This is a genomic window from Amycolatopsis sp. NPDC003731 (assembly GCF_053586895.1).
Genome location: NZ_JBSFNC010000010.1, coordinates 1 through 21,105, shown reverse-complemented (window position 1 = coordinate 21,105; position 21,105 = coordinate 1). Strand labels below are relative to the sequence as shown.

The following is a 21,105-nucleotide window of genomic DNA, read 5'->3' as shown; positions in this document are numbered from 1 at the left end:
TTGCTGCTGGTCGACCGGCGGATTCCGTTCGGTGCGGCACGTGAAGGCGGTGCCGGTCCTGGACGCTGGCCTTGGCGGCGCTCGGCGAAGCGGGCCGGCGGCACCACGGGTACTTCGAGTTCGCCGATCTCGTGTCCGTCGCTGTTCGCCGTCGTGGGCGGCGGCATTTTCGCGCCGGCCCGCCGGGGCGCCCCCCGTTTTCCACGCTACCGGTGACCACCGACAATTCCGTCCGCCGGAAACCGCGAACGGCCTCCCCGAAGCACGAGGAGGCCGTTCACGAAACCCGCGTCACGGCGTGTCCGGGTCGTCCTCCCGGGCTCGCTGGGCCGCCTCGCGCATCTCGATCACGTCCGTGAGCCACTCGCCCGTTTCGCGGGCGACGTCGCGGATCGCTCCCGTGATGATCGACGCTATGTTGCCGACGTGCGTCGCCGCTGATTCGGTGATCACCTGCAGGGTGTCCTTCTCTCGTTCGAACTGGCCCACCATGTCACCCTCACGCTGCTCGGAGCTGCCGGTCGGGTTCCACGGTAGCCGGGGACTGCGGGGCGGGCAGGGCCAGCTTCACGATCTTCTTCGCCACCGACCAGAGCTGCCGGCGCAACGGGCCGGTGTGGTACGGCAGCCCGTACTTCTCGCAGATCGCGCGCACTTCGCCGGCGATCTGCGGGTAGCGGCGCGCCGGGATGTCCGGGAACAGGTGGTGCTCGATCTGGTGGGACAGGTTGCCGCTCAGGATGTGGAAGAGCGGGCCGCCGGTGATGTTCGCCGAACCCAGGATCTGGCGCAGGTACCACTGGCCTCGCGATTCCGAAGCGGTTTCCTCTTCGGTGAAGCTTTCGACGTCCGCCGGGAAGTGGCCGCAGAAGATGATCGCGAACGCCCACAGGTTGCGGGTCAGGTTCGCCGTCGCGTTGCCGAGGAACGTCAGCGGCGCCAGCGGGCCGGTCAGCAGCGGGAACAGCACGTAGTCCTTGCCGATCTGCCGCGACGCCTTCCGCACGATCTTCCGCAGCACCGGCACGTTGTCCGCCCAGGTCCGCGTGCCCTTGACGACGTTCTCCACCTCGAGGTCGTGCAGCATCACGCCCCACTGGAAGAAGATCGCCAGCAGCGTCGCGTACACCGGGTTGCCCAGGTAGTACGGGTGCCACTTCTGGGCGGTGTCCATCCGCAGGATGCCGTAGCCGACGTCGCGGTCCTTGTCGACGATGTTCGTGTACGTGTGGTGGATGTAGTTGTGCGAGTGCCGCCAGTTCTCCGCCGGCGCCACCGTGTCCCACTCGAACCGCTGCGAGCTCAGCGCCGGGTCGCGCGTCCAGTCGTACTGGCCGTGCATGACGTTGTGGCCGATCTCCATGTTGTCGAGGATCTTCGCCAGCGACAGCGCGCCGACGCCGGCCAGCCACGCCGGCGGGAAGAACCCGGCGAACAGCAGCGCCCGCCCGGCGACCTCCAGGCCGCGCTGGGTCTTGATGACGTTGTGGATGTAGTCGACGTCCTCCTGGCCGAGGTCGTCGACGATCCGCTGCCGCAGCGCGTCGAGCTCGCGGCCGAACTCCTCGACCTGTTCCGGGGTCAGGCGGTCCTGCAGACCGGTCATGACAATCTCCTCTAAGCGTCGATCTCGACGTCCCCGACCGGGACGGAGATGCAGAGCTGGATTTCTTCGTCTTCGTCGCCGGACACCTCGCCGGTGCGCGCGTTGCGGACGCGTCCGGCCGTCTTCAGCTGGGTGCAGGAGAAGCAGATGCCCATCCGGCAGCCGTGCTCCGGCGCCAGCCCGGCTTCCTCGGCCTGCTCCAGCAACGGCTTCCCCGAGTTCGCGCATTCGCGGCCGCTGCGGCGGAACCGCACCCGGCCCTCGGCGTCCGCCGTGTCGAAGGTCAGCGCCGGCGGCGTGAACTCTTCGGTGTGCACGCGTTCACCGAGCTCCTCGCGCACGGCGTCCATCAGCGGCTTCGGGCCGCAGACGAACGTCTCCGCGTCGCGGAACCCCGGCTCGATGTGCTCGACCGAGAAGAAGCCGGTCAGGTCGCCGCCCTTCGAATGGGTGTAGGCGTGCACGACCCGCAGCCCCGGGTGCCGGGCGGCGAGCTCGGCCAGTTCGGTGCGGTACAGCGCGTCGGCCGGGCCGTTCGAGTACTGCACGAACACGATCTCGCCGGGGTGACCTTCGTCGACCAGGGTGCGCGCCATGGCGAGCACCGGCGTGATGCCGCTGCCGCCGGCGATCAGCAGCACGCGGTCCGGCCGGGTGGCCGGGAGCGTGAAGCCGCCGTCCGGAGTGGACAGATTGACGACCGAGCCGACGCCGATCGCCCGGTTCAGGTGCCCGGAGACCAGGCCCTGCTCCTTGACCGTGAACTCCAGCTCGCCGTCGTACTGCGAACCGCACGGCGAATAGCAGCGCGTGCGCCGGACGCCGTCGATCTCCACCTGCACGCGGACGTACTGGCCGGCGGTGAACCCGGGCCACGCGCGGCTCGGTCGGACGGTGAGGGTGACGCTGTCCGGCGTCTGCTTGCGCACCGCCGTGACCAGCCCCCGGATCTCGCGGCGGACCAGCATCGGGTCGACGAGCTCCAGGTACCGGTCCATCCCGTGCGGCGTCAGCAGCGCCTCGGCCAGCGAGGCGAGGCCGCGCACCCGCCGGGGGATGAGCGCCGTCATCTCCGAACCTCCTCGGTTACAGTGAACGACTGTGCACTCAATAGTGCACTGCAGGAGTGGACGCCCTGTCAACGCGAGACGCGAAGGATGTGACGTGAGCAACGCGGTGGACACCCGTACGCTGGAACCCGTGTCCGAACCACTGACGCCGGTGAGCCGCCAGGAGCGCAAACTGCGCACCCGCCAGGCGTTGCTGGACACCGCCCTCGAGCTGCTGGCCGACCGCCCGTTCGCCACGCTGTCCCTGCGCGAGGTCGCAAAGGGCGCCGGCATCGTCCCGACGGCCTTCTACCGGCACTTCGCCACGATGGAGGACCTCGGCGTCGCGCTCGTCGAAGAGGCGACGCGCACGCTGCGCGGCATGATGCGTTCCGCCCGCACCGATCCGGACACCTACCAGGGGATGATCAGCGCCTCGGTGGCCACGGTGCACCAATTCGTCCGGGCGAACGAGGACCATTTCCGGTTCCTCACCCGCGAGCGGTACGCCGGCGGCCCGCTCGCCCAGGCGATCGGCGTCGAACTGCGGATGTTCTCCGGCGACCTCGCCATCGACCTCGCGCGGTTCGCGCCGCTGCGGTCGTGGAGCACCGAAGACCTGCACATGCTGGCCGACTTGATCGTTTCCGTGATGCTGACGACCATTGTCGAACTGCTGGAAGCCCGCCCAGGTGAAGACGCGAAAATCACCGGAACGGCGGAAAAACGGCTGCGCCTGGTCCTGCTGGGCGTCCCGCACTGGAAAACGACCTGAACGTTTCCCGCACGACGCTCGTATTTCCCGGCACAACCGGCAGACTTGCGACCCAGGTCACTGGGGACTGTCGGTCCGGCGTGGTACAACCCTCGGATCGTGCCTCGCCGATGAGGAGGTCGTGTGACGGACAGCGAACAGAGTCAGCAGCTCACCGTGGGTGTGGTGGCCGAATCACGCCCCGGGGAGCGGCGGGTGGCCATGGTGCCCAAGCTCGTCGGGCGGCTGGCGCAGCGCGGGCTGCGCGTCGTCGTCGAGCCGGGCGCCGGATCCGGCGCGCACCTGAGTGACGACGCGTACACCCGAGCGGGCGCCGAACTCGGCGACGCCTGGGGTGCGCCGATCGTCGTGAAGGTCAACCCGCCTTCGCCGGGGGAAGTCGCGAAACTGAGCCGGGGCGCCGTGCTCGTCGGTTTCCTCGATCCGCGCGGCAACCCGGAAGGGCTCGCGAAGCTCGAAGAAGCGGGGTTGCGCGCCTTCGCGATGGAGGCGATCCCGCGGATTTCCCGGGCGCAGGCGATGGACGCGCTGTCGTCGCAGGCCAGCATCGGCGGCTACCGCGCGGTGCTGCTCGCCGCGCAGAAACTCCCGCGGTTCTTCCCGATGCTCACCACCGCGGCCGGCACCGTCCCCCCGGCCAAGGTGCTCGTCCTCGGCGCCGGCGTCGCCGGCCTGCAGGCGCTCGCCACGGCGAAACGGCTCGGCGCCCAGACCACCGGCTACGACGTGCGGCCCGAGGTCGCCGAGCAGGTCAAGTCACTCGGCGCGCAGTTCCTCGACCTCGGCATCGAGGCGGTCGGCGAAGGCGGGTACGCCCGCGAGCTGACGCCGGAAGAGCGCGAGGAGCAACAGCGGCGGCTCACCGAGGCCATCACGAAGTTCGACGTCGTGATCACCACCGCGCTGGTCCCGGGCCGCAAGGCGCCGACCCTCGTCACCGCGGACGCCGTCAAGGGCATGCCCGCCGGGTCCGTCGTGGTCGACCTCGCGGGCGAGACCGGCGGCAACTGCGAGCTGACCAAGCCGGGCGAGGACGTCGTGGAGCACGACGTCACCATCTCCTCCCCGCTGAACCTGCCCGCCGAAATGCCTTCGCACGCCAGCGAGCTGTACGCGCGCAACGTCGTCGAGCTGCTGGAGCTGCTCGTGACGAAGGAAGGCGCGCTGGAGCTGAACTTCGAAGACGAGATCGTCGCCGGTGCCTGCGTGGCCGGGCGCGAAGGGAGCGCGTCGTGAGCCCACTGGTGCAGAACCTGGCGGTGCTCGTGCTCGCCGGGTTCGTCGGCTTCGCCGTCATTTCGAAGGTGCCCAACACCCTGCACACCCCGCTGATGTCGGGCACCAACGCCATCCACGGCATCGTGCTGCTGGGCGGCCTGGTCGTGCTCGGCCTCGGCGTCGACGGCGTGTTCAACAAGATCCTGCTGGTGATCGCCATCGCCTTCGGCACGATCAACGTCGTCGGCGGGTTCCTCGTCACCGACCGGATGCTGTCGATGTTCAAGGCCAAGAAGCCGGTGCCCGGTGAGGAGGACGAGAAGTGACGGACTTCATCGCGATCCTCTACATCATCGCGTTCGCCCTCTTCATCTACGGCCTGATGGGCCTGACCGGCCCGCGCACCGCCGTCCGCGGCAACTGGATCGCCGCGGTCGGCATGGGCATCGCCGTCGTCGCCACCCTGCTGACCCCGGGGATGGGCAACTGGGTGCTCATCGCGCTCGGCGTCGGGATCGGCGTCGTCGTCGGCGTGCCGTCGGCGCGCAAGGTCAAGATGACCGCGATGCCGCAGATGGTGGCGCTGTTCAACGGCGTCGGCGGCGGCGCGGTCGCGCTCATCGCGTGGGTCGAGTTCAACTCCACCGACGGCTACGCCCGCGAACCGGCGTACATCGCGATCGCCTCGCTGTTCGCCGCCATCATCGGCTCGATCTCCTTCTGGGGCTCGAACGTCGCGTTCGGCAAGCTCCAGGAGCTGATCAGCGGCCGCCCGATCACCCTCGGCAAGCTCCAGCAGCCGATCAACCTGCTGCTCCTGGCGATCGCGGTCGTCTGCGCGGTGCTCATCATCACCGGCAACGACAGCGAGCTGCTGATCATCGGGCTGCTGGTGGCGGCGGGCATCCTCGGCCTCACCGTCGTGCTGCCGATCGGCGGCGCGGACATGCCGGTGGTGATCTCCCTGCTCAACGCCTTCACCGGCCTCTCGGCCGCGGCGATGGGCCTGGCGCTGGACAACACGGCGCTGATCGTGGCGGGCATGATCGTCGGCGCGTCCGGCTCGATCCTGACGAACCTGATGGCCAAGGCGATGAACCGGTCCATCCCGGCGATCGTCGCGGGCGGCTTCGGCGGCGGTCCCGCGGTCGCGGCCGGCGGCGGGGCGAAGGAGGCCCGCCCGGTGCGTTCGACCAGCGCGGCCGACACCGCGATCCAGATGGCCTACGCCAGCAAGGTCGTCGTGGTGCCCGGCTACGGCATGGCCGTGGCGCAGGCGCAGCACACCGTCCGCGAGATGGCGAAGCTGCTGGAGAAGAAGGGCATCACGGTCGCCTACGCGATCCACCCGGTGGCCGGCCGGATGCCGGGGCACATGAACGTGCTGCTCGCCGAGGCCGACGTGCCCTACGAGCAGCTCAAGGAGATGGACGAGATCAACTCCGAGTTCGCCCAGACCGACGTCGCGCTGGTGATCGGCGCGAACGACGTCACGAACCCGGCCGCGCAGACCGACCCGAGCTCGCCGATCTACGGGATGCCGATCCTCAAGGTCAACGAGAGCCGGTCCGTGATCGTCTTGAAACGCGGGATGAGCTCGGGCTTCGCCGGGATCGACAACGACCTGTTCTACGATCCGAAGACCAGCATGCTCTTCGGGGACGCCAAGTCGTCGGTGGGCGAGATCGTGGAGGAACTCAAGGCGCTATGACGACCGGGTCGGATGTTCGTGCGGCGTTCACGGATCCGGCCGAGAATCTCGCTTTCGACGAAGCGCTCCTCCGGGTTGCGCCCGAGTCACCGGTGCTGTGGCTCTGGCGCAACCCGGTTTGCGTCGTGGTGGGGCGCGGGCAGCGGATCGCCCGCGAAGTGCGCGTCGACAAGTGCGTCCGCGACGGCGTCCCGGTGCTGCGGCGGGCCAGCGGCGGCGGCACCGTGTTCCACGACCCGGGCAACCTGAACGTCACGTTGGTCCTGCCCGGCCCGGCGGACCGGCCCCTCGAGGCACTCGGCCAGGTGATGAGCGCCGCCGTCGACCAGCTCGGGCTGGTGCCGCGGATCGGCGACCGCGGGCTGTTCATCGGTGACGCGAAGCTGTGCGGGTTCGCGGTGTTCCGCACGAAGACCGGCCTGCTGGCCCACTCGACGCTGCTGGTCGAGACGGCGGCCGGCCTCGTCGGCCGCTACCTGACCAGCGCACCGCCGGATCCGCGGCCGCTCGACTCGCACCGCAGCCCGGTGGCGTCGCTGGCCGAGCACGGCCTGCGCCCCGGGTTCCCGGCGGTCGAGGCGGCGGTGCGGGCGGCGGCGTCGCAGCTGCTCGGGACGTTCGTGCCCCGCCCGCCGTCGGCGGCCGAGCTGGCGCGGCAGCGGGCGTTGCTGCACACCCGCTACCGCTACCCGTCCTGGCACGCCGACGGCGCCCAGCGCGCGGCCTGAGCCGTCTACTGTGGACTTACTCGGCCGCCGAGAACATGACGGTCGGCACCTTGCGGGCGGCCGCGCGGGCGGTGGTCTTCGGCTCCGCGGCCTTCCTGGTGCGGGTGGTCTTCGCGGGTTCGGCCTTCTTCTCCGGGGCGGCCTTCGGCTTGACGGCCTTCGTTTTCGGGGTGGTTCTCTCCGCTTGGGTCTTCTTCGCGCCGGGGACGGTCCGGGGGCGGTTCTTGCGGCCGCCGGTGCGGCGTCCGGCGTCGGCGTAGCGCTGCAGGAGTTCGCGCAGCGCTTCGGCGTTGGTGAAGGAGAGGTCGATGTCGTAGTCGATGCCGTCCAGCCCGAACCCGACGGTCTCCGCCGCGGGCTCGCCGGTCAGATCATCCAGCACCTGCACAGCCGTGTTCCTGGCCACGACAAACCTCCCGTGCTCGAACTCGTGTGTTCGCGCGCACCGGGCCCGACGGCATCCGGTGCCGCCGACTGTGTCATCGTCACCGATCCGAACGGCAGTCACGGCGGAACAGGTGCCGGTGAGCGCATTGGCTCCGGACCGTGTCCGCCTGCTTTCGGCCGGATCGGTGATTGCAGCTTCCTGACGGAGGATAGCCGCTGGCTTGCGTGATCCCGCGTAGTGGTGTGACCTGAACCCATGCCTGGAGAGACTTTTGACGTAGTGGTGATCGGCGCGGGTCCGGTGGGGGAGGTGGCCGCGGAACGGGCGGCTCGCGGAGGCCTGAAGGTCGCCCTCGTCGAGCACGAACGCTTCGGCGGCGAGTGCTCCTACTGGGCCTGCATCCCGAGCAAGGCGTTGCTGCGGCCGGGAAATCTGCTGGCCGCCGCCAAGCGGGTGCCGGGTGTGCCGGTCGGCGACCGGGTCGACCCGGCGGCGGTGTTCGCGCGCCGTGACTGGTTCACCGGCAAGGGCGACGACTCGGGACAGGTCGACTGGGCCCGCGGCGCGGGCATCGAGCCGATCCGCGGGCACGGCGAGATCACCGGTGAGCGGGAGGTGACGGTCGGCGGCGACCGCGTCCTGACCGCGCGGCACGCGGTGATCGTGTGCACCGGCAGCGTGCCGAGCACGCCGCCGATCCCGGGCCTCGACACGATCCGGCCGTGGGGTTCGCGGGAAGCGACGTCGGCGTCCTCGGTGCCCGGGCGCCTCGGCGTCCTGGGTGGCGGCGTGGTCGGCGTTGAGATGGCGCAGGCGTTCGCGTCGCTGGGCTCGGAGGTCCACCTGGTGATCAGCGGCCCGCGTCCGCTGCCGCGCAACGCGTCCTTCGCCGGTGATCTCGTGCTGGCGGGGTTGCGCGAAGCCGGCGTCCAGGTGCACACGGACTCGGGGGTGTCCTCGGTGGCCGCGGGGGACGCCGGGACGACGTTGACGCTGAAGGACGGTTCGACGCTCGTCGTCGACGAGTTCCTGGTGGCGACCGGCCGCCGTCCGGCGACCGCCGGGCTCGAGCGCTTCGGCATCGAGCCCGGGCACCCGCTGGAGACCGACGACACCGGCCGCGTGTCCGCAGTGGACGGTGGCTGGCTGTTCGCGGCGGGTGACGTCACGGGCCGCGCGCCGCTGACCCACCAGGGCAAGTACGGCGCCCGCGCGGCGGGCGACACGGTGGCGGCCCTGGCGGCGGGCACGTTCACGGAGCCGTCGCCGTGGAGCCGCTTCACCGCGACGGCCGACCACCACGCGGTGCCCCAGGTGGTGTTCACCGACCCGGAGGTGGCGGCGGTCGGCCTCGCGGACGCGCGCCCGGGCTCGGCGGACCGCGTCGTCGACATCGACATCGCGGTGGCGGGCTCGTCGTTGCACGCGGACGGCTACACGGGCAAGGCCCGGATGGTGGTCGACACGGAGCGGAACGTGCTCCTGGGTGTGACGTTCGTCGGCCAGGACGTCTCGGAGCTGCTGCACTCGGCGACGATCGCGATCGTGGGCGAGGTGCCCCTGGACCGCCTGTGGCACGCGGTGCCGTCGTTCCCGACGATCAGCGAGGTCTGGCTGCGGCTGCTGGAGGCGTACGGGCTCTGAGGGTCACTGGGCGGGCAGGTCGAGGGCGGCCTTGGCGGCCCGGACCAGGCCGGGATCGTCCGCAGTGGACGGTCCCGGCACCCAGACGGCCTGCACGAGCCGCACGGACGAGCCATCGAGCTTGCTGGCGTAGGCGGCGTTCTCGAAGCGCGGCGTCGGGGTGGCGCCCCACTGGCCGGTCTCGGTGGCGAGGTCGAGGACCCCGCCCCCGCCGGGCGTATCGGCAACGGCTTTGAAGGCGGCGGCCTGGGCGGCATCGGGGAACGCGACGATCCCGACGGTGACGGCTCCGTTGCGGCCGTCGATGGTGGCGGCGTAGCTGGCGCGTTTGACGCCGGAGCAGCTGGTCTGCTGAAGGCTGGCTTGGGCATCGCCGAAGGCGTGCGAGGCACAGCCTTGATCCCCACCGGCGGCGCGGAGGGCGAACTGGAGGCTCCGCACGGCGGTGGTGGGCGGAGCGGTCTGGGAGGTGGCAGGGGGAGGAGGGGCGGGCGCGGCGGCGGTGCCATCCCCGGTGGTGGCCACGGCGATGGCGGCGACGGCGAGGAGGACGAGCCCACCGATGGCGCCGAGCGGCAGCCACCGGACGGTGCGGGGGGCCGGAGTGGCGGGTTCGGGCTTCGGCCGGGGGCGGGGGAAAGGCTGCGGGGAGGGCAGCGCGAGCTCGGGTGCTTGCCGCGGGTTGGGGGCGGGATTGGGCTGCGCGGCTTCGGCTGGCTGGGAAGGAGTGCCCGGCTTGGCTTGGGTGGGGGTCGGCCCGGCTTCGGTCGACTGGGGAGGAATGCCCGGCTTGGCTTGAGTGGGGGTCGGCCCGGCGGTCGGCTGGGGAGGGGTGCTCGGCTTGGCTTGAGTGGGGGTCGGCCCGGCGGTCGGCTGGGGAGGAGTGTCCGGCTCGGCTTCGGTGGGCTGCGGGTTGGGCTGCTCGGGTGCGGCTTGGGTGGCGTCGGCCGGTTGTGGGGAAATGCTCGGCCCGGCTTGCGCGGCCTGCGGGACATGCCGCTGGGGCTCGGCTGTCTGCGAGCCCGCTGCCGCCGCCTCGGTGGGACGCGGAGTGGTTGGCCCGGTTTGGGCGGGGCGTGCGGATGGGGAGTCGGGCGCCTCGGCGGTGCGCGGCGCGGCCTGCCCGGTTTCGGCTGGCTGCGGGGAAGTGCCCGGCTCGGCTCGGGCGGGCTCCGGGTCGAGCTGCTCGGCCGCGGCGGGCTGGGAGTCCGCCGCCGTGGGCTCGGGGGCCTGGGGTGTGGTTGGTTCGTCCTGGGCGGGCCGGGAGTCAGCATCGGCGGAGTCGGCAGGAGCCGCGGTCTGCTCGCCGCTCGGTGACGGCAGGTGGAGGTTTTCGGTCCGCTCAGTCTCAGCGGCAACGGATTCAGCCGGTTCCGGACCATCCGAACGGGTGGCGTCGGCGGACCCGGACGGTTCCGTGCCGGGGAACACCGGGCGCCCCTCGGGATCGGCGGGGCGGTCCGGCTCCGCCGACGCGGGCGGCCGGAGTACCTCGGTGGGTTCGGCCGGCGGCGAAGTGGCGCCCGGGAACACCGGGCGCGCCTCGGGATCGGCTGCGCGGTCCGGTGCCGGCTGGAGCACCTCGGTGGGTTCGGCGTCGGCGGGTGGTGTGGCCTCCGCCGGGGTCTCCGTCCGCCAGCCGGTCACGCCCACCGAAACAGCCGAAGCAGCCGAAGCAGCCGCAGCAGGAGCAACCGCCGGGGGATCGTCCCAAAGGGACTCCGGGGGCGCGTCGTCCGTCAACCTGCTGAAGCCTTCGCCCAGCAGCACTTCGTCCGAAAACTCCGGGGCCGAGGGCGCCAGACCGCGGATCAGCGCCCGCACCTGGTCCACCGACCGCGGCCGGTGGGCCGTGCACAACGACACCGTTGCCGCCAGCATCGTCGTCGGGGTCGGGTGCAGCACTCGTACCGGGCCCGCCAGGTCCGCCGCCGGCTGGTCGACCGTCTCCACGTACGGCCCCACCGCGACGATCGTGCCCACCGGGGCCGTTCCCGGGACCAGTTCGGCAATTCGCCGTTCGCAAGCCTGCGAAACGTCCAGGGCCTCCGTGGCCGGGTTCACCGAATCGTCGTCCGCGACCAGGGGCCAGCCGTCCGCCTTCCACGGGCCTCCCAACGGCGCCTCCAGGCGCAGGGCCGGGTCCGGGAGGTCGACGCCGATCACGATGATCACGCCGTGGGGGAGCAGGACCACGGCCTCGATCGGGCGGTCCGTCACGCCTCCGACACCCACCAGGGCGATGCCGCCGATGACGGTGCTGCCGCGGCCCAGGGATGCCAGCGCGGCCCGGATGTCGTCCGCCACCCGGGACTGCTGCCTCTCCAGGCGCACCAGTCGCACCGAAAGCCCCTTTCCGCTCGTCGTTCCGGGTCAACACGCTAGCGCGCGCAGCGCAGCGAACCGCGCGACACGGGGACGGCACGGCGCGGTGCCCTCCGAAAGTGGGGCGGCGGGTGACTTGTGGTGTTCATGTGGCCAAACGGCACGGTTGGGGTGCAGAATGTGCTACAACGCATCGGAGGCGGCATTCGGGAGCCGCGCTGAGGCCCGCGCTGAAAGCTCGGAGTAGGGCGTAGGGGAAGACGTCCCTCGTCGAGCAACAAGCGGAGGTAGCAGTGAGCACCCGTGGCAGCACCCGAGGTGTGGTGTACGTCCACTCGTCGCCGTCTGCGGTGTGTCCGCACGTCGAGTGGGCCATTTCGGGCACCCTGGGTGCCCGCGTTGACCTGAAGTGGACGGCGCAGCCGGCCAGTCCGGGTCAGCTTCGCGCCGAGTGCGGCTGGCGCGCGCCCGCGGGCACCGGCGCCAAACTGGCGTCCGCCCTCAAGGCGTGGCCGATGATTCGGTTCGAAGTCACCGAAGAGCCCAGCGCGGGCGTCGACGGCGAACGGTTCTGCTTCGCGCCCGGCCTCGGCCTGTGGCACGGCCGGACCAGCGCCAACGGCGACATCGTGGTGGGCGAGGACCAGCTGCGCGCGCTCGTCAGCATGACCCGCGGCGGCGAATCCCTCGCGCACAAGCTGGACGAACTCCTGGCCGCGAGCTGGGACGAGGCGCTCGAGCCGTTCCGCCACGCCGGCGACGGCGCGCCGGTGACCTGGCTGCACCAGGTCGGCTGAGCCCCGGGACGGGGGCCGGTACGCTCTCCGCGTGACCACCCCCGCCCCCAGCTCTCGCCAGCGCTGGCTGGTGCCCGTCGTGGTCGTGGTGCTGTCCGTGACCGTCGGCGGCGGCCTGCTCGCGCGCGAGCTCTACCGCCGGCCCGACCAGCCCGTCGACGACACCTCCGTCGCGGTCACGACGCCGTCGCCGTCCAGCGTCGGCGCGCCGGCCGCGGTGGACGACGACGTCCGGATGACCGACGACGCCAAGCGGCACCCGCAGGGCGACGCCGTGCGCCGGGTGCTGCAGAAGTACTTCGCGGCCATCAACAGCAAGCAGTACCAGCAGTGGGTCGCCGTGGTCACCGACGAGCGGGCCGCCGGCCAGTCGCAGAGCGACTGGAAGAAGGGCGTTCGCACCACAGAGGACAGCGACGCCCTCGTCTACCGGATCGAGCGCTCGTCCGGGAATTCGCTGCGCGTCCTGGTCGGGTTCACCAGCAGGCAGAACGTCGAGGACGCCCCGCTGTTCTTCCGCGAGCCGTGCATCAAGTGGCGGCTCGTCATCCCGATGGTGGCCGACGGCAAGACGCTGAAGGTCGCCGCCATCGACGGCGGGCCACCACCCGAACACGAGAAGTGCTGAAACGGACGAAGGGCCCGGCCGGAGCCGGGCCCTTCCTCAGTTCCGGGGCGGTCAGGCCGCCGGGGTGAACAGCAGCGCGGTGTTGTGGCCGCCGAACCCGAACGAGTTGCTGATCGCCGCGGTCAGCTCGACCTTGCGCGGCTCGCCCGCGACGACGTCCAGCTGCACCCGCGGGTCCAGGTCGGTCAGGTTCCGGGTGGCCGGCACCAGGCCGTGGTAGAGCGACAGGATCGTGATGATCCCCTCGACCGCGCCGGCCCCGCCGACGAGGTGGCCGAGTGAGGCCTTCGGCGCCGTCACGATCACGTGGTCGCCGACCGCCTTGCGGATCGCCGCCGCCTCGCCGATGTCACCCACCACAGTGGACGTCGCGTGCGCGTTCACGTGCCCGACGTCCGCCGCGGTGACCCCGGCCATCTTCATCGCCGCGCGCATGGCGGCGATCTGGCCGACGCCCTCGGGGTGGTTGCCGGTGATGTGGTAGGCGTCCGAGGTGATGCCGTGTCCCGCGATCGTCGCGTAGACGCGCGCCCCGCGGGCCTTCGCCAGGTCCGCGCGCTCCAGGATGACCACGCCGGCGCCCTCGCCGAGGACGAAGCCGTCGCGGTTGGCGTCGAACGGCCGCGACGCGCTCGCCGGGTCGTCGTTGCGCGTGGAGACCGTGCGGGCCTGGGCGAACCCGGCCAGCGTGATCGGGTGGATGCACGCTTCGGCGCCGCCGGCGATCACGACGTCGGCGCGCCCGGAGCGGATCATCTCCACGCCGCTGGCGATGCCCTCGGCACCCGAGGCACAGGCCGAAGCCGGGGAGTGCACCCCGGCCCGCGCCTTGAGGTCGATGCCCACGTGCGCGGCCGGGCCGTTCGGCATCAGCATCGGCACGGTCAGCGGCGACACCTTGCGGAGACCCTGCTGGTGCAACAGGTCGTTCTGGGTGAGCAGGGTGACCGGGCCACCGACCCCGGTGCCGATCGACACGCCGAGGCGGTCGGGGTCGACGTCGGTGTGCTCGTCGGTCGGCTCGGTGTACCCGGCGTCGGCCCACGCCTGCCGGGCGGCGATCAGCGCGACCTGCTCGCAGCGGTCCATCCGGCGGGCCTGGACCCGGGGCAGGACCTCGGTCGGCTCGACGGCCAGCTGACCGCCGATCTTGACCGGCAGCTGCAGCTCCTCGACCCAATCGGCCTCGATCGCGCGAACCCCGCTCGCCCCGGCCAGCAGACCGTCCCAGGTGGACGTGACGTCCCCGCCGAGCGGTGTGGTGGCGCCGAGACCGGTGATCACGACGTCGATGTTGCTCATGGGAGTCTCCTCAAGGAGGGAAGAGGACTTACTTCGAGTTGGCCGACACGTAGTTCACCGCGTCGCCCACGGTCTTCAGGTTGGCGAGCTCGTCGTCCGGGATCTTGACGCCGAACTTGTCCTCGGCCTGCACGGCGATCTCGACCATCGACAGCGAGTCGATGTCCAGGTCGTCCACGAACGACTTCTCGGCGGTGACGTCGTCCTGAGCCACACCGGCGACCTCTTCGACGATCTCGGCGAGGCCGGCGAGGATCTCAGCGTTGTCAGCCATGGGGTAGTTCCCTTCTCGGTCTTTCTGGGGGTCTGTTTCCCTCGGGCGAGTGCCCGCGGGGAGCGTAACGGTGGTCAGGGGCAGATGAACGCCTGCCCGGCGTAGGACAGGCCCGCGCCGAACCCGACCGCCAGCACCACGTCGCCGGTCTTCGCCGTCCCGGCCTTGCGCATGTGGTCCAGCGCGAGCGGGATGGACGCCGACGAGGTGTTGCCGGAGTACTTGATGTCGTCGGCGACGACCATGTCGTCGCGGGCGCCGTTGGCCCGCAGCTTCTTCGCGATCGCCTCGACGATGCGCAGGTTGGCCTGGTGCGGGATCAGCACGTCCACATCGGACGGCTTGAGCCCGGCGACCTCGAGCGCCTGCATCGCGATCGGCGCGATCTTCGTGGTCGCCCACCGGAAGACCGACTGGCCCTCCTGGTAGATGTACTTCTGGTCGCGCATGTAGATCAGGTCGACCAGGTCGCCCGCGCTGCCCCAGGAGACCGGGCCGATCTCCGGCTCGTCGGAGGCGCCGACCACCGCGGCGCCCGCGCCGTCGGCGAAGATGATCGCGTTGGCCCGGTCGACCGGGTCGACGGAGTCGGTGAGCTTCTCCGCGCCGATGACCAGGACCTTCTTCGCCGAGCCGGCCCGGATCAGGTCGGAGGCGACACCGAGGCCGTAGCAGAACCCGGCGCACGCGGCGTTGAGGTCGAACGCGCCGGGGCTGGGGATGCCGATCCGGGCCGCCACCTGCGCGGCGGCGTTCGGGATGAGCGTCGGCATGGTGCAGTTCGGCAGGATGACCGTGTCCACTTCGGACGGGTCGACCCCGGCGTCCTCCAGCGCGGCCTTGCCCGCGGCGACGGCGAAGTCGGTGAGCAGCTCGTCCTTCTCGGCGAACCGGCGCTCGACGATCCCGACCCGGGACTGGATCCACTCGTCGCTGGTTTCCATGATCTGGGACAGGTCGTCGTTGGTGACGATCTTCTCCGGCTGCGCGCTGCCGATGCCCAGCACGCGGCTGCCGCGGGAGCCGGTGTTGAGACTCAGGGCGGGTCGGTCGGTCACGAGGCGTCCTCCTGGCGCAGCGCCGCCAGCTCGGCCGGCGTCTTCAGCGCGGTGATAGTGGTGACGACGCCCTTGAGCTGCCGCTTGACCAGGCCGGTCAGGGTGCCCGCGGGCGCGAGTTCGATCGTGCGGGTGACGCCGAGGGAGACCAGGCCGTCCATCGTCAGGTCCCAGCGGACCGGGCGGGTGACCTGGGAGACCAGCCGCGCCAGGTACTCGGCCCCGCTGGTGACGACGGCACCGTCCGCGTTGGACAGCAGCGGGCGGGTGGGGTCGGCCGGGGTCAGCTCGGCGGCGTGGGCGCGCATCGCCTCTTCGGCGGACGCCATGTAGGGCGTGTGGAACGCGCCGGCGACCTTGAGGGCGCGGATCTTCGTGCCTTCGAGGGGCTCGGCGACGATCTTCGCGATCGCGTCGGCGGCACCGGAGGCGACGATCTGGCCGGCACCGTTGCGGTTCGCCGCGGTCAGGCCCTGCTCTCCGAGCCACGCGACGACCTGCTCGGGGTCCCCGAGCATGACCGCGGCCATCGACGTCGGTTCCAGCGCGCACGCCTTCGCCATCTCGGCCCCGCGGACGGCGGCGAGCGCGACGGCGTCTTCGGGCTTCAGCACCCCGGCGATCGCGGCGGCCGCGAGCTCGCCGACGGAGTGGCCGGCGACCGGCGCGTCCGCGGGCACCGGCGCGGTGGCCTGGAGGTGCTCGAAGGTGAGCAGCGACAGCGCGACGATCAGCGGCTGGGCGATCGCGGTGTCCTGGATCTCGTCGGCGTCCGACTCGGTGCCGAGGCGGAGCAGGTCGAGCCCGGCGCGCTCGGACCACTGCGCGACGCGCTCGCGCGCGCCGTCGAGGTCGAGCCAGGGCGTGAACATACCGGGGGCCTGGGACCCCTGGCCGGGAGCGAGGACTGCTGCTGTCACCCTTCAAGACAACACGGCGGAGGGCGTTCCCCGGGATGCCGACGTTCACAGTGTCTGTGCGACGTCTTTGTCGGAACCCTCCAAAGACGCGCCGCAGAAGCTCGCGCGTAACCCGGAAGCCTTGTCGGGTTCAATCACCTTTCGCTGTTAAGTCCATCACGTGACGCCCGTCTCGGGAAGGCTCACTCCTGCGGGGTGAGCACGACGACCGGGATGACGCGATCGGTCTTGCGCGCGTACTCGTCGTAGAGCGGGAAGAGGCCCGCCATCGTGGTCCACAGCGGACCGCGCTCGGCCGCGGAGGCCGGCCGGGCGCGGGCGGTGAACCGGCGCGGGCCGACCTGGACGCCGACGCTCGGTTCGGCCAGGAGGTTCTTGAACCACGCGGGATCCTCGTCGGCGCCGCCCTTGGACGCGACGACCACGAAGTCGTCCCCCGCGGTGCCGTAGATCAAGCACGTGCGCCGGGGCACCCCGGTCCGGCGGCCGGTCGTGACGAGGATGAGCGTGCGCAGGCCGTTCGACTCGTGGCCCACGGCGCCGCCGGAGGCCAGGTAGGCGCGGGTCTGTTCGGCCACCCACGCCCACTGCGGGTCGGTGGAATCGGTGGCGCGGTCGAGGTCGTCGGCGACGGCCATGAGGTGTCCTTTCCCAGTGGGTCAGCGGAGGTTTTCGGCGAGCGCGACGATGAGGCCCTCGGGACCGCGGACGTAGGCGAGCCGGTGGCTGCCCTCGTATTCGACCACCTCGCCCAGGAGCTCCGCGCCGTGCGGGCGCACGCGAGCGAGGACGGTGCCGAGGTCCTCGACGGCGAACATGATGCGGCGCATCCCAAAGGCGTTGACCGGCTCGGCGGCCCCGGCGGCCGGAGCCACCGGCGCGTGGAACTTCATCAGTTCGAGCCGCCCGTGGCCGTCCGGCGTGCGCACCACGGCCAGGTCGCACCGCACACCTTCGAGCGCGACGAGGCTGTCGACCTCCGGCCCGCCGACCGTCGCTTCGCCCTCGAGCTCCAGGCCGAGGGCGACGAAGAACGCCGTCACCGCCGCCAGGTCGTCGACGACGACGCCGACGTTGTCCATCCGCTGGATCGTCATGGGTTTCTCCCAGGTCACGCGGCCGGGTGGCCGCTCCTGCCCTTGAGACGAAGCCGGCGCCGGGTTCTCGACATCACCAGAGGCCGCGGGCGCGCGCCAGCCGTCCGACGGTCAGCGCGATCCGCAGCACCAGCGCGTCGCGCGGGTCGGTCGCCTGGCAGCCGGTCAGGTCCGCGGCCTTGCGCAGCCGGTAGCGGACCGTGTTCGGGTGGACGAACAGCGTCTTCGCGCACGTCTCCAGCACGCCGCCGCTCTCCAGGTACGCCTCCACCGTGCGCTGCAACGTCGGGCCGGCCTCCTCCAGCGGGCGCGCGATCGTGTCCACCAGCAGGCGCTCGGCCTCCGCGTCCCCGGACAGCGCGCGCTCGGGCAGCAGGTCGCCCGAGCGCACCGGGCGGGGCGCGCCCGGCCAGCCGACCACCGCGCGCAGCCCCGACAACGCCTCCGTCGCGCTGTGGTGGGCCTCCGCCAGCGTCGGCACCGTCGGGCCGGCCACCACCGGGCCGTCGGCGAACGCCACCGACATCCGGGTCAGGATCTCCCGCTCCTTCACCCCGCCGTCGGTCGGGCCGCCCACCACGACCACCAGCCGGGAACCCTGCACCGACAGCAGGACCGGACGCCCGACGCGGGCCGCGCGGCTGCGGACCTCGAACACCACCGTCGGCGGGTCCTCCGACGGCGGGTTGCCGACCAGCACCGTCGCCGCCGCCGTGGGGTCCCAGCCCAGCGCCGTCGCCCGGGAGAGCACCGACTCCTCGGCGTCGCCGCGGACGATGCCGTCGACGACCAGCGCCTCCAGGCGGGCGTCCCAGGCGCCGCGTGCTTCCGCCGCCGCCGCGTAGGAATTCGCCGCCGCGAAGGCGATTTCCCGGCCGTAGCGCAGGATCCCTTCGATCAGCGCGGCCCGTTCGGCTTCGTTCGCGGCGAAATCGGGCAGCTGCTCCTCGAACACCTCGATGGCCAGCCGCACCATGCCGACCGCCTGGCGGAGGCTGATCCACCGCGAAAGCTCGGCCGGCGCGTCGCGGAACGCCTCGGTCGTGAGCTTCAGCGCCTCTTTGGAGTCCCGCAGCCAGTCGACGAACCCGGCGGCCCCGGCCTGGGTGATCAGCAGGACGCTCGCGCGCTGGTCGGCGGGCAGCCGGGCGAACCAGGGCAGCCGCCGCTCCATCACCGAGATGCTCGCGCTCGCCAGGCTGCCGGACGCGTGCTCCAGCCGCCGGAGCGTCTTCGCGGACAGTCCGTGGTGCTTCGGCACCCGGCGCGGGGCGGTGGTTCCATCCATGGCGGAGGCGATCCTACGTGCCCGCAACTTTGGTAGCCCCTCGCGGCAACGCGCGAGGGTAGGCGGCGCGTGTACGCACTGCCTAGGATCGGGGCCACACGAGAACGGGGGAACCGGAATGACCGGTTTGGAAATAGACGGGATCTCCAAACGCTACGGCGACGTGGTCGCCCTGCGCGAAATGACCTTCGACGTCCGTCCGGGCGAATTGTTCGGCTTCGTCGGCAGCAACGGCGCTGGCAAGACCACGACCATGCGGATCGCGCTCGGCGTGCTCTCCGCCGACGCCGGCGAAGTCCGCTACGACGGCGCGCCCGTGACGCACGAAACGCGCCGCCACATCGGCTACATGCCCGAAGAACGCGGCCTCTACCCGAGGATGAAGGTGGCCGAGCAGCTGACGTACCTCGCGCGGCTGCACGGCATGCCCGCCGCCGACGCGCAGGCGTCGGTGACCAAGTGGACGGAACGGCTGGGCGTCGCCGGCCGCCGCGACGACGAGGTGCAGAAGCTCTCGCTCGGCAACCAGCAGCGCGTCCAGCTGGCCGCGGCGCTGGTGCACGAGCCGCGGATCCTGGTGCTCGACGAGCCGTTCTCCGGCCTCGACCCGGTCGCGGTCGACGTGATGAGCCAGGTGCTCAAGGAAAAGGCGGCCGAGGGGGTGCCGGTCGTGTTCTCCAGTCACCAGCTCGATCTGGTGGAACGGCTCTGCGACCGGGTCGGCATCGTCCGCAGTGGACAGATGGTCGCCAAGGGCACGGTCGACGAGCTGCGCGCCGGCGGCGCGCTGCGGCTGCGGGTCGACGTCCCCGAGGCCGCCGACGGGTGGGCCGACGGCCTGCCCGGGGTGAAGGTGCTCGGCCGGACGGGCGCGGTGACCGAGCTCGAGCTGGGCGCGGACGCCGACGACCAGGCCGTGCTCAAGGCGGCGCTGGCCACCGGGCCGGTCCGCGAGTTCGCCCGCGAGCAGCCGTCACTGACCGAACTGTTCCGCTCCGTCGTCACCCACCAGGAGGTTCCGGCATGACCACCCCGGCTCCGGACGTCCGGATGAGCCCCGCGGCGGCGGTGGGCCTGGTCGCCTCGCGCGAGATCAGCACCCGCCTGAAGTCGAAGGCCTACCGGATCAGCACCGCGGTCACGCTGCTGCTGATCGTGGTCGGCATCCTGGCGATCAAGCTGTTCTCCGGTGGCGGCGCCGACTCGAAGGTCGGCTACACCCCGGCGACCGCCGGGTTCTCGGCGCCGCTGAAGGCGACCGGCCAGGCGATCGGCGAGACCGTCGAGGTCATCCCGGTCGCCGACGAGGCCGCCGGGCGCGCCAAGCTGGCCGACGGCTCGCTCGACGCGCTGCTCACCGGCGACGGCAAGAGCTTGCACGTCCAGGTGAAGAAGGACCTCGACGGCAACCTGAAGGACGTCCTGCAGGTGCTGTCGCAGCAGGTGGCGGTCAGCCAGCAGGTCGCGGCGCTGGGCGGGGACCCGGCCCGGTTCCAGGAAGCTGTCGCCTCGGCGAAGTTCGTCGAGGACCCGCCGCTGGAGCAGCCCTACGACTACAACGGCCAGCAGCTCGTGCTGGGCATCATCGCCGGCATCCTGATCTACATGTCGCTGCTGATGAACGGCCAGATCGTCGCGCAGGGCGTCGTCGAGGAGAAGACCTCGCGCGTGGTCGAGCTGCTGCTGTCGACGATCAAGCCGTGGCAGCTGATGGCGGGCAAGGTGCTCGGCATCGGAGCGGTCGGGCTGATCCAGATGGTCGTGATCGGCGTCGGCGGGGTGGTGACCGCGCTGGCCACCGACGTGCTGACGATCTCCGTCTCGGCGGCGGTGGGCACGGTCGTCTGGCTGATCGTCTGGTACCTGCTCGGGTTCTTGATGTACTCGATCGTGTTCGCCGCGCTCGGGGCGCTGGTTTCGCGCCAGGAGGACGTCGGCGGCGTGACGACGCCGGCGCTGATGTTCGTGATCGCCGGGTACGTGATCGGTATTTCGGTGCTGCCGTCGGATCCGGGCAACACGTTCGTCGAGGTGCTTTCGGTGATCCCGGTGTTCTCGCCGACGCTGATGCCGATGCGGCTGGCCATGGGCGGGGTGCCCGTGTGGGAAGCCGTGGTGTCGGTGGGGCTGGTGGTGCTGCTGATTCCGGTATTGATCTGGTTTGCCGCGCGGATCTACCGGAACGCCGTCATGCGCACCGGCGCGAAAGTGAAACTCCGCGACGCCCTGCGCGCGGCCTGAGCGCCCGGCGAACGTCGCGAATGACTCATTCGGGACCTCTGACGTCCCGAATGAGT

General features: G+C 71.3%; 22 protein-coding genes. 10 read left to right on the top strand and 12 right to left on the bottom strand.

Annotated elements, in window-relative coordinates:
* Positions 1 to 291: 291 nt before the first annotated feature.
* The 3 genes from ACWDN5_RS06440 to ACWDN5_RS06430 are packed head-to-tail and all read right to left on the bottom strand — an operon-like array spanning position 292 to position 2,676.
* Positions 292 to 492, bottom strand: coding sequence for a hypothetical protein (locus ACWDN5_RS06440; RefSeq protein WP_310974321.1), 201 nt, complete (start codon positions 490 to 492; stop codon positions 292 to 294).
* A 7-nt stretch (positions 493 to 499) separates the two neighbouring features.
* Positions 500 to 1,606, bottom strand: coding sequence for a fatty acid desaturase family protein (locus ACWDN5_RS06435; protein WP_310974320.1), 1,107 nt, complete (start codon positions 1,604 to 1,606; stop codon positions 500 to 502).
* Positions 1,607 to 1,617: 11 nt separating this feature from the next.
* Entirely contained in the window at positions 1,618 to 2,676 is a 1,059-nt protein-coding gene (locus ACWDN5_RS06430; protein ID WP_310974318.1) for a ferredoxin reductase, read from the bottom strand.
* Between the two features lie 94 nt (positions 2,677 to 2,770).
* On the opposite strand from ACWDN5_RS06430, the gene ACWDN5_RS06425 reads away from it, so the two are divergent.
* The 5 genes from ACWDN5_RS06425 to ACWDN5_RS06405 all read left to right on the top strand — a co-directional run bounded on the left by ACWDN5_RS06425 (position 2,771) and on the right by ACWDN5_RS06405 (position 7,087).
* A complete protein-coding gene (locus tag ACWDN5_RS06425) occupies positions 2,771 to 3,430 on the top strand; it encodes a TetR family transcriptional regulator (RefSeq protein ID WP_310974317.1) in 660 nt (219 codons plus the stop codon).
* Between the two features lie 123 nt (positions 3,431 to 3,553).
* A complete protein-coding gene (locus ACWDN5_RS06420; protein ID WP_310974315.1) occupies positions 3,554 to 4,666 on the top strand; it encodes a Re/Si-specific NAD(P)(+) transhydrogenase subunit alpha in 1,113 nt (370 codons plus the stop codon).
* A gap of 5 nt (positions 4,667 to 4,671) precedes the next feature.
* Complete coding sequence (locus ACWDN5_RS06415) at positions 4,672 to 4,974, top strand: NAD(P) transhydrogenase subunit alpha (RefSeq protein WP_091319377.1); 303 nt, start codon at positions 4,672 to 4,674, stop codon at positions 4,972 to 4,974.
* A complete protein-coding gene (locus tag ACWDN5_RS06410) occupies positions 4,971 to 6,359 on the top strand; it encodes an NAD(P)(+) transhydrogenase (Re/Si-specific) subunit beta (RefSeq protein WP_449674970.1) in 1,389 nt (462 codons plus the stop codon). Before ACWDN5_RS06415 ends, ACWDN5_RS06410 begins: the two co-directional genes overlap by 4 nt.
* On the top strand, positions 6,356 to 7,087 hold the full coding sequence (locus ACWDN5_RS06405; protein WP_449674968.1) for a lipoate--protein ligase family protein: 732 nt from the start codon (positions 6,356 to 6,358) through the stop codon (positions 7,085 to 7,087). Before ACWDN5_RS06410 ends, ACWDN5_RS06405 begins: the two co-directional genes overlap by 4 nt.
* Before the next feature lie 16 nt (positions 7,088 to 7,103).
* Here the strand turns inward: ACWDN5_RS06405 and ACWDN5_RS06400 are convergent, their stop codons facing one another.
* The gene (locus ACWDN5_RS06400; protein ID WP_449674966.1) at positions 7,104 to 7,493 is read right to left on the bottom strand and encodes an Lsr2 dimerization domain-containing protein; all 390 of its coding nucleotides are present in this window, start codon (positions 7,491 to 7,493) and stop codon (positions 7,104 to 7,106) included.
* A gap of 237 nt (positions 7,494 to 7,730) precedes the next feature.
* On the opposite strand from ACWDN5_RS06400, the gene ACWDN5_RS06395 reads away from it, so the two are divergent.
* The gene (locus tag ACWDN5_RS06395; RefSeq protein ID WP_449674964.1) at positions 7,731 to 9,119 is read left to right on the top strand and encodes a dihydrolipoyl dehydrogenase family protein; all 1,389 of its coding nucleotides are present in this window, start codon (positions 7,731 to 7,733) and stop codon (positions 9,117 to 9,119) included.
* Positions 9,120 to 9,122: 3 nt separating this feature from the next.
* Here the strand turns inward: ACWDN5_RS06395 and ACWDN5_RS06390 are convergent, their stop codons facing one another.
* Positions 9,123 to 11,462, bottom strand: coding sequence for a hypothetical protein (locus tag ACWDN5_RS06390; RefSeq protein ID WP_449674962.1), 2,340 nt, complete (start codon positions 11,460 to 11,462; stop codon positions 9,123 to 9,125).
* 275 nt (positions 11,463 to 11,737) lie between these two features.
* Here ACWDN5_RS06390 and ACWDN5_RS06385 point away from each other — a divergent pair, with 275 nt between their 5' ends.
* Complete coding sequence (locus ACWDN5_RS06385; protein ID WP_191315073.1) at positions 11,738 to 12,241, top strand: DUF3145 domain-containing protein; 504 nt, start codon at positions 11,738 to 11,740, stop codon at positions 12,239 to 12,241.
* A gap of 31 nt (positions 12,242 to 12,272) precedes the next feature.
* On the top strand, positions 12,273 to 12,869 hold the full coding sequence (locus tag ACWDN5_RS06380) for a hypothetical protein (protein WP_310974304.1): 597 nt from the start codon (positions 12,273 to 12,275) through the stop codon (positions 12,867 to 12,869).
* 51 nt (positions 12,870 to 12,920) lie between these two features.
* On the opposite strand, the gene ACWDN5_RS06375 is transcribed toward ACWDN5_RS06380, so the two are convergent.
* From ACWDN5_RS06375 to ACWDN5_RS06345, 7 genes are all read right to left on the bottom strand, one after another.
* Positions 12,921 to 14,171, bottom strand: coding sequence for a beta-ketoacyl-[acyl-carrier-protein] synthase family protein (locus ACWDN5_RS06375; protein WP_310974303.1), 1,251 nt, complete (start codon positions 14,169 to 14,171; stop codon positions 12,921 to 12,923).
* Between the two features lie 28 nt (positions 14,172 to 14,199).
* Positions 14,200 to 14,445 carry an acyl carrier protein gene (locus tag ACWDN5_RS06370; RefSeq protein ID WP_004559006.1) on the bottom strand — a complete coding sequence of 82 codons (246 nt, stop codon included), beginning with the start codon at positions 14,443 to 14,445 and terminating at the stop codon, positions 14,200 to 14,202.
* A 74-nt stretch (positions 14,446 to 14,519) separates the two neighbouring features.
* On the bottom strand, positions 14,520 to 15,503 hold the full coding sequence (locus ACWDN5_RS06365; RefSeq protein ID WP_310974283.1) for a beta-ketoacyl-ACP synthase III: 984 nt from the start codon (positions 15,501 to 15,503) through the stop codon (positions 14,520 to 14,522).
* Positions 15,500 to 16,423: an ACP S-malonyltransferase gene (locus ACWDN5_RS06360; protein WP_310974280.1), complete on the bottom strand. Its 924-nt coding sequence runs from the start codon at positions 16,421 to 16,423 to the stop codon at positions 15,500 to 15,502. Before ACWDN5_RS06360 ends, ACWDN5_RS06365 begins: the two co-directional genes overlap by 4 nt.
* Positions 16,424 to 16,605: 182 nt before the next feature.
* Positions 16,606 to 17,061 (bottom strand): nitroreductase family deazaflavin-dependent oxidoreductase, encoded by a 456-nt coding sequence (locus ACWDN5_RS06355; RefSeq protein WP_449674958.1) that lies wholly within the window; start codon positions 17,059 to 17,061, stop codon positions 16,606 to 16,608.
* 21 nt (positions 17,062 to 17,082) lie between these two features.
* Positions 17,083 to 17,520, bottom strand: coding sequence for a VOC family protein (locus tag ACWDN5_RS06350; protein ID WP_310974276.1), 438 nt, complete (start codon positions 17,518 to 17,520; stop codon positions 17,083 to 17,085).
* A gap of 73 nt (positions 17,521 to 17,593) precedes the next feature.
* On the bottom strand, positions 17,594 to 18,808 hold the full coding sequence (locus tag ACWDN5_RS06345; protein WP_449674956.1) for a PucR family transcriptional regulator: 1,215 nt from the start codon (positions 18,806 to 18,808) through the stop codon (positions 17,594 to 17,596).
* 118 nt (positions 18,809 to 18,926) lie between these two features.
* Here ACWDN5_RS06345 and ACWDN5_RS06340 point away from each other — a divergent pair, with 118 nt between their 5' ends.
* Both ACWDN5_RS06340 and ACWDN5_RS06335 read left to right on the top strand, forming a co-directional pair.
* Entirely contained in the window at positions 18,927 to 19,835 is a 909-nt protein-coding gene (locus tag ACWDN5_RS06340) for an ABC transporter ATP-binding protein (RefSeq protein WP_310974273.1), read from the top strand.
* Entirely contained in the window at positions 19,832 to 21,049 is a 1,218-nt protein-coding gene (locus ACWDN5_RS06335) for an ABC transporter permease (RefSeq protein WP_449674954.1), read from the top strand. The genes ACWDN5_RS06340 and ACWDN5_RS06335 overlap by 4 nt, the downstream gene beginning before the upstream one ends.
* The last annotated feature ends 56 nt before the right edge of the window (positions 21,050 to 21,105 follow it).

Excerpts from the sequence above, each read along its gene's own strand:
- ACWDN5_RS06440 (WP_310974321.1), bottom strand. The coding sequence starts at position 492 with ATGGTGGGCCAGTTCGAACGAGAGAAGGACACCCTGCAGGTGATCACC.
- ACWDN5_RS06435 (WP_310974320.1), bottom strand. The coding sequence starts at position 1,606 with ATGACCGGTCTGCAGGACCGCCTGACCCCGGAACAGGTCGAGGAGTTC.
- ACWDN5_RS06430 (WP_310974318.1), bottom strand. The coding sequence starts at position 2,676 with ATGACGGCGCTCATCCCCCGGCGGGTGCGCGGCCTCGCCTCGCTGGCC.
- ACWDN5_RS06405 (WP_449674968.1), top strand. The coding sequence starts at position 6,356 with ATGACGACCGGGTCGGATGTTCGTGCGGCGTTCACGGATCCGGCCGAG.
- ACWDN5_RS06395 (WP_449674964.1), top strand. The coding sequence starts at position 7,731 with ATGCCTGGAGAGACTTTTGACGTAGTGGTGATCGGCGCGGGTCCGGTG.
- ACWDN5_RS06375 (WP_310974303.1), bottom strand. The coding sequence starts at position 14,171 with ATGAGCAACATCGACGTCGTGATCACCGGTCTCGGCGCCACCACACCG.
- ACWDN5_RS06370 (WP_004559006.1), bottom strand. The coding sequence starts at position 14,445 with ATGGCTGACAACGCTGAGATCCTCGCCGGCCTCGCCGAGATCGTCGAA.
- ACWDN5_RS06355 (WP_449674958.1), bottom strand. The coding sequence starts at position 17,061 with ATGGCCGTCGCCGACGACCTCGACCGCGCCACCGATTCCACCGACCCG.
- ACWDN5_RS06350 (WP_310974276.1), bottom strand. The coding sequence starts at position 17,520 with ATGACGATCCAGCGGATGGACAACGTCGGCGTCGTCGTCGACGACCTG.
- ACWDN5_RS06345 (WP_449674956.1), bottom strand. The coding sequence starts at position 18,808 with ATGGATGGAACCACCGCCCCGCGCCGGGTGCCGAAGCACCACGGACTG.
- ACWDN5_RS06340 (WP_310974273.1), top strand. The coding sequence starts at position 18,927 with ATGACCGGTTTGGAAATAGACGGGATCTCCAAACGCTACGGCGACGTG.
- ACWDN5_RS06335 (WP_449674954.1), top strand. The coding sequence starts at position 19,832 with ATGACCACCCCGGCTCCGGACGTCCGGATGAGCCCCGCGGCGGCGGTG.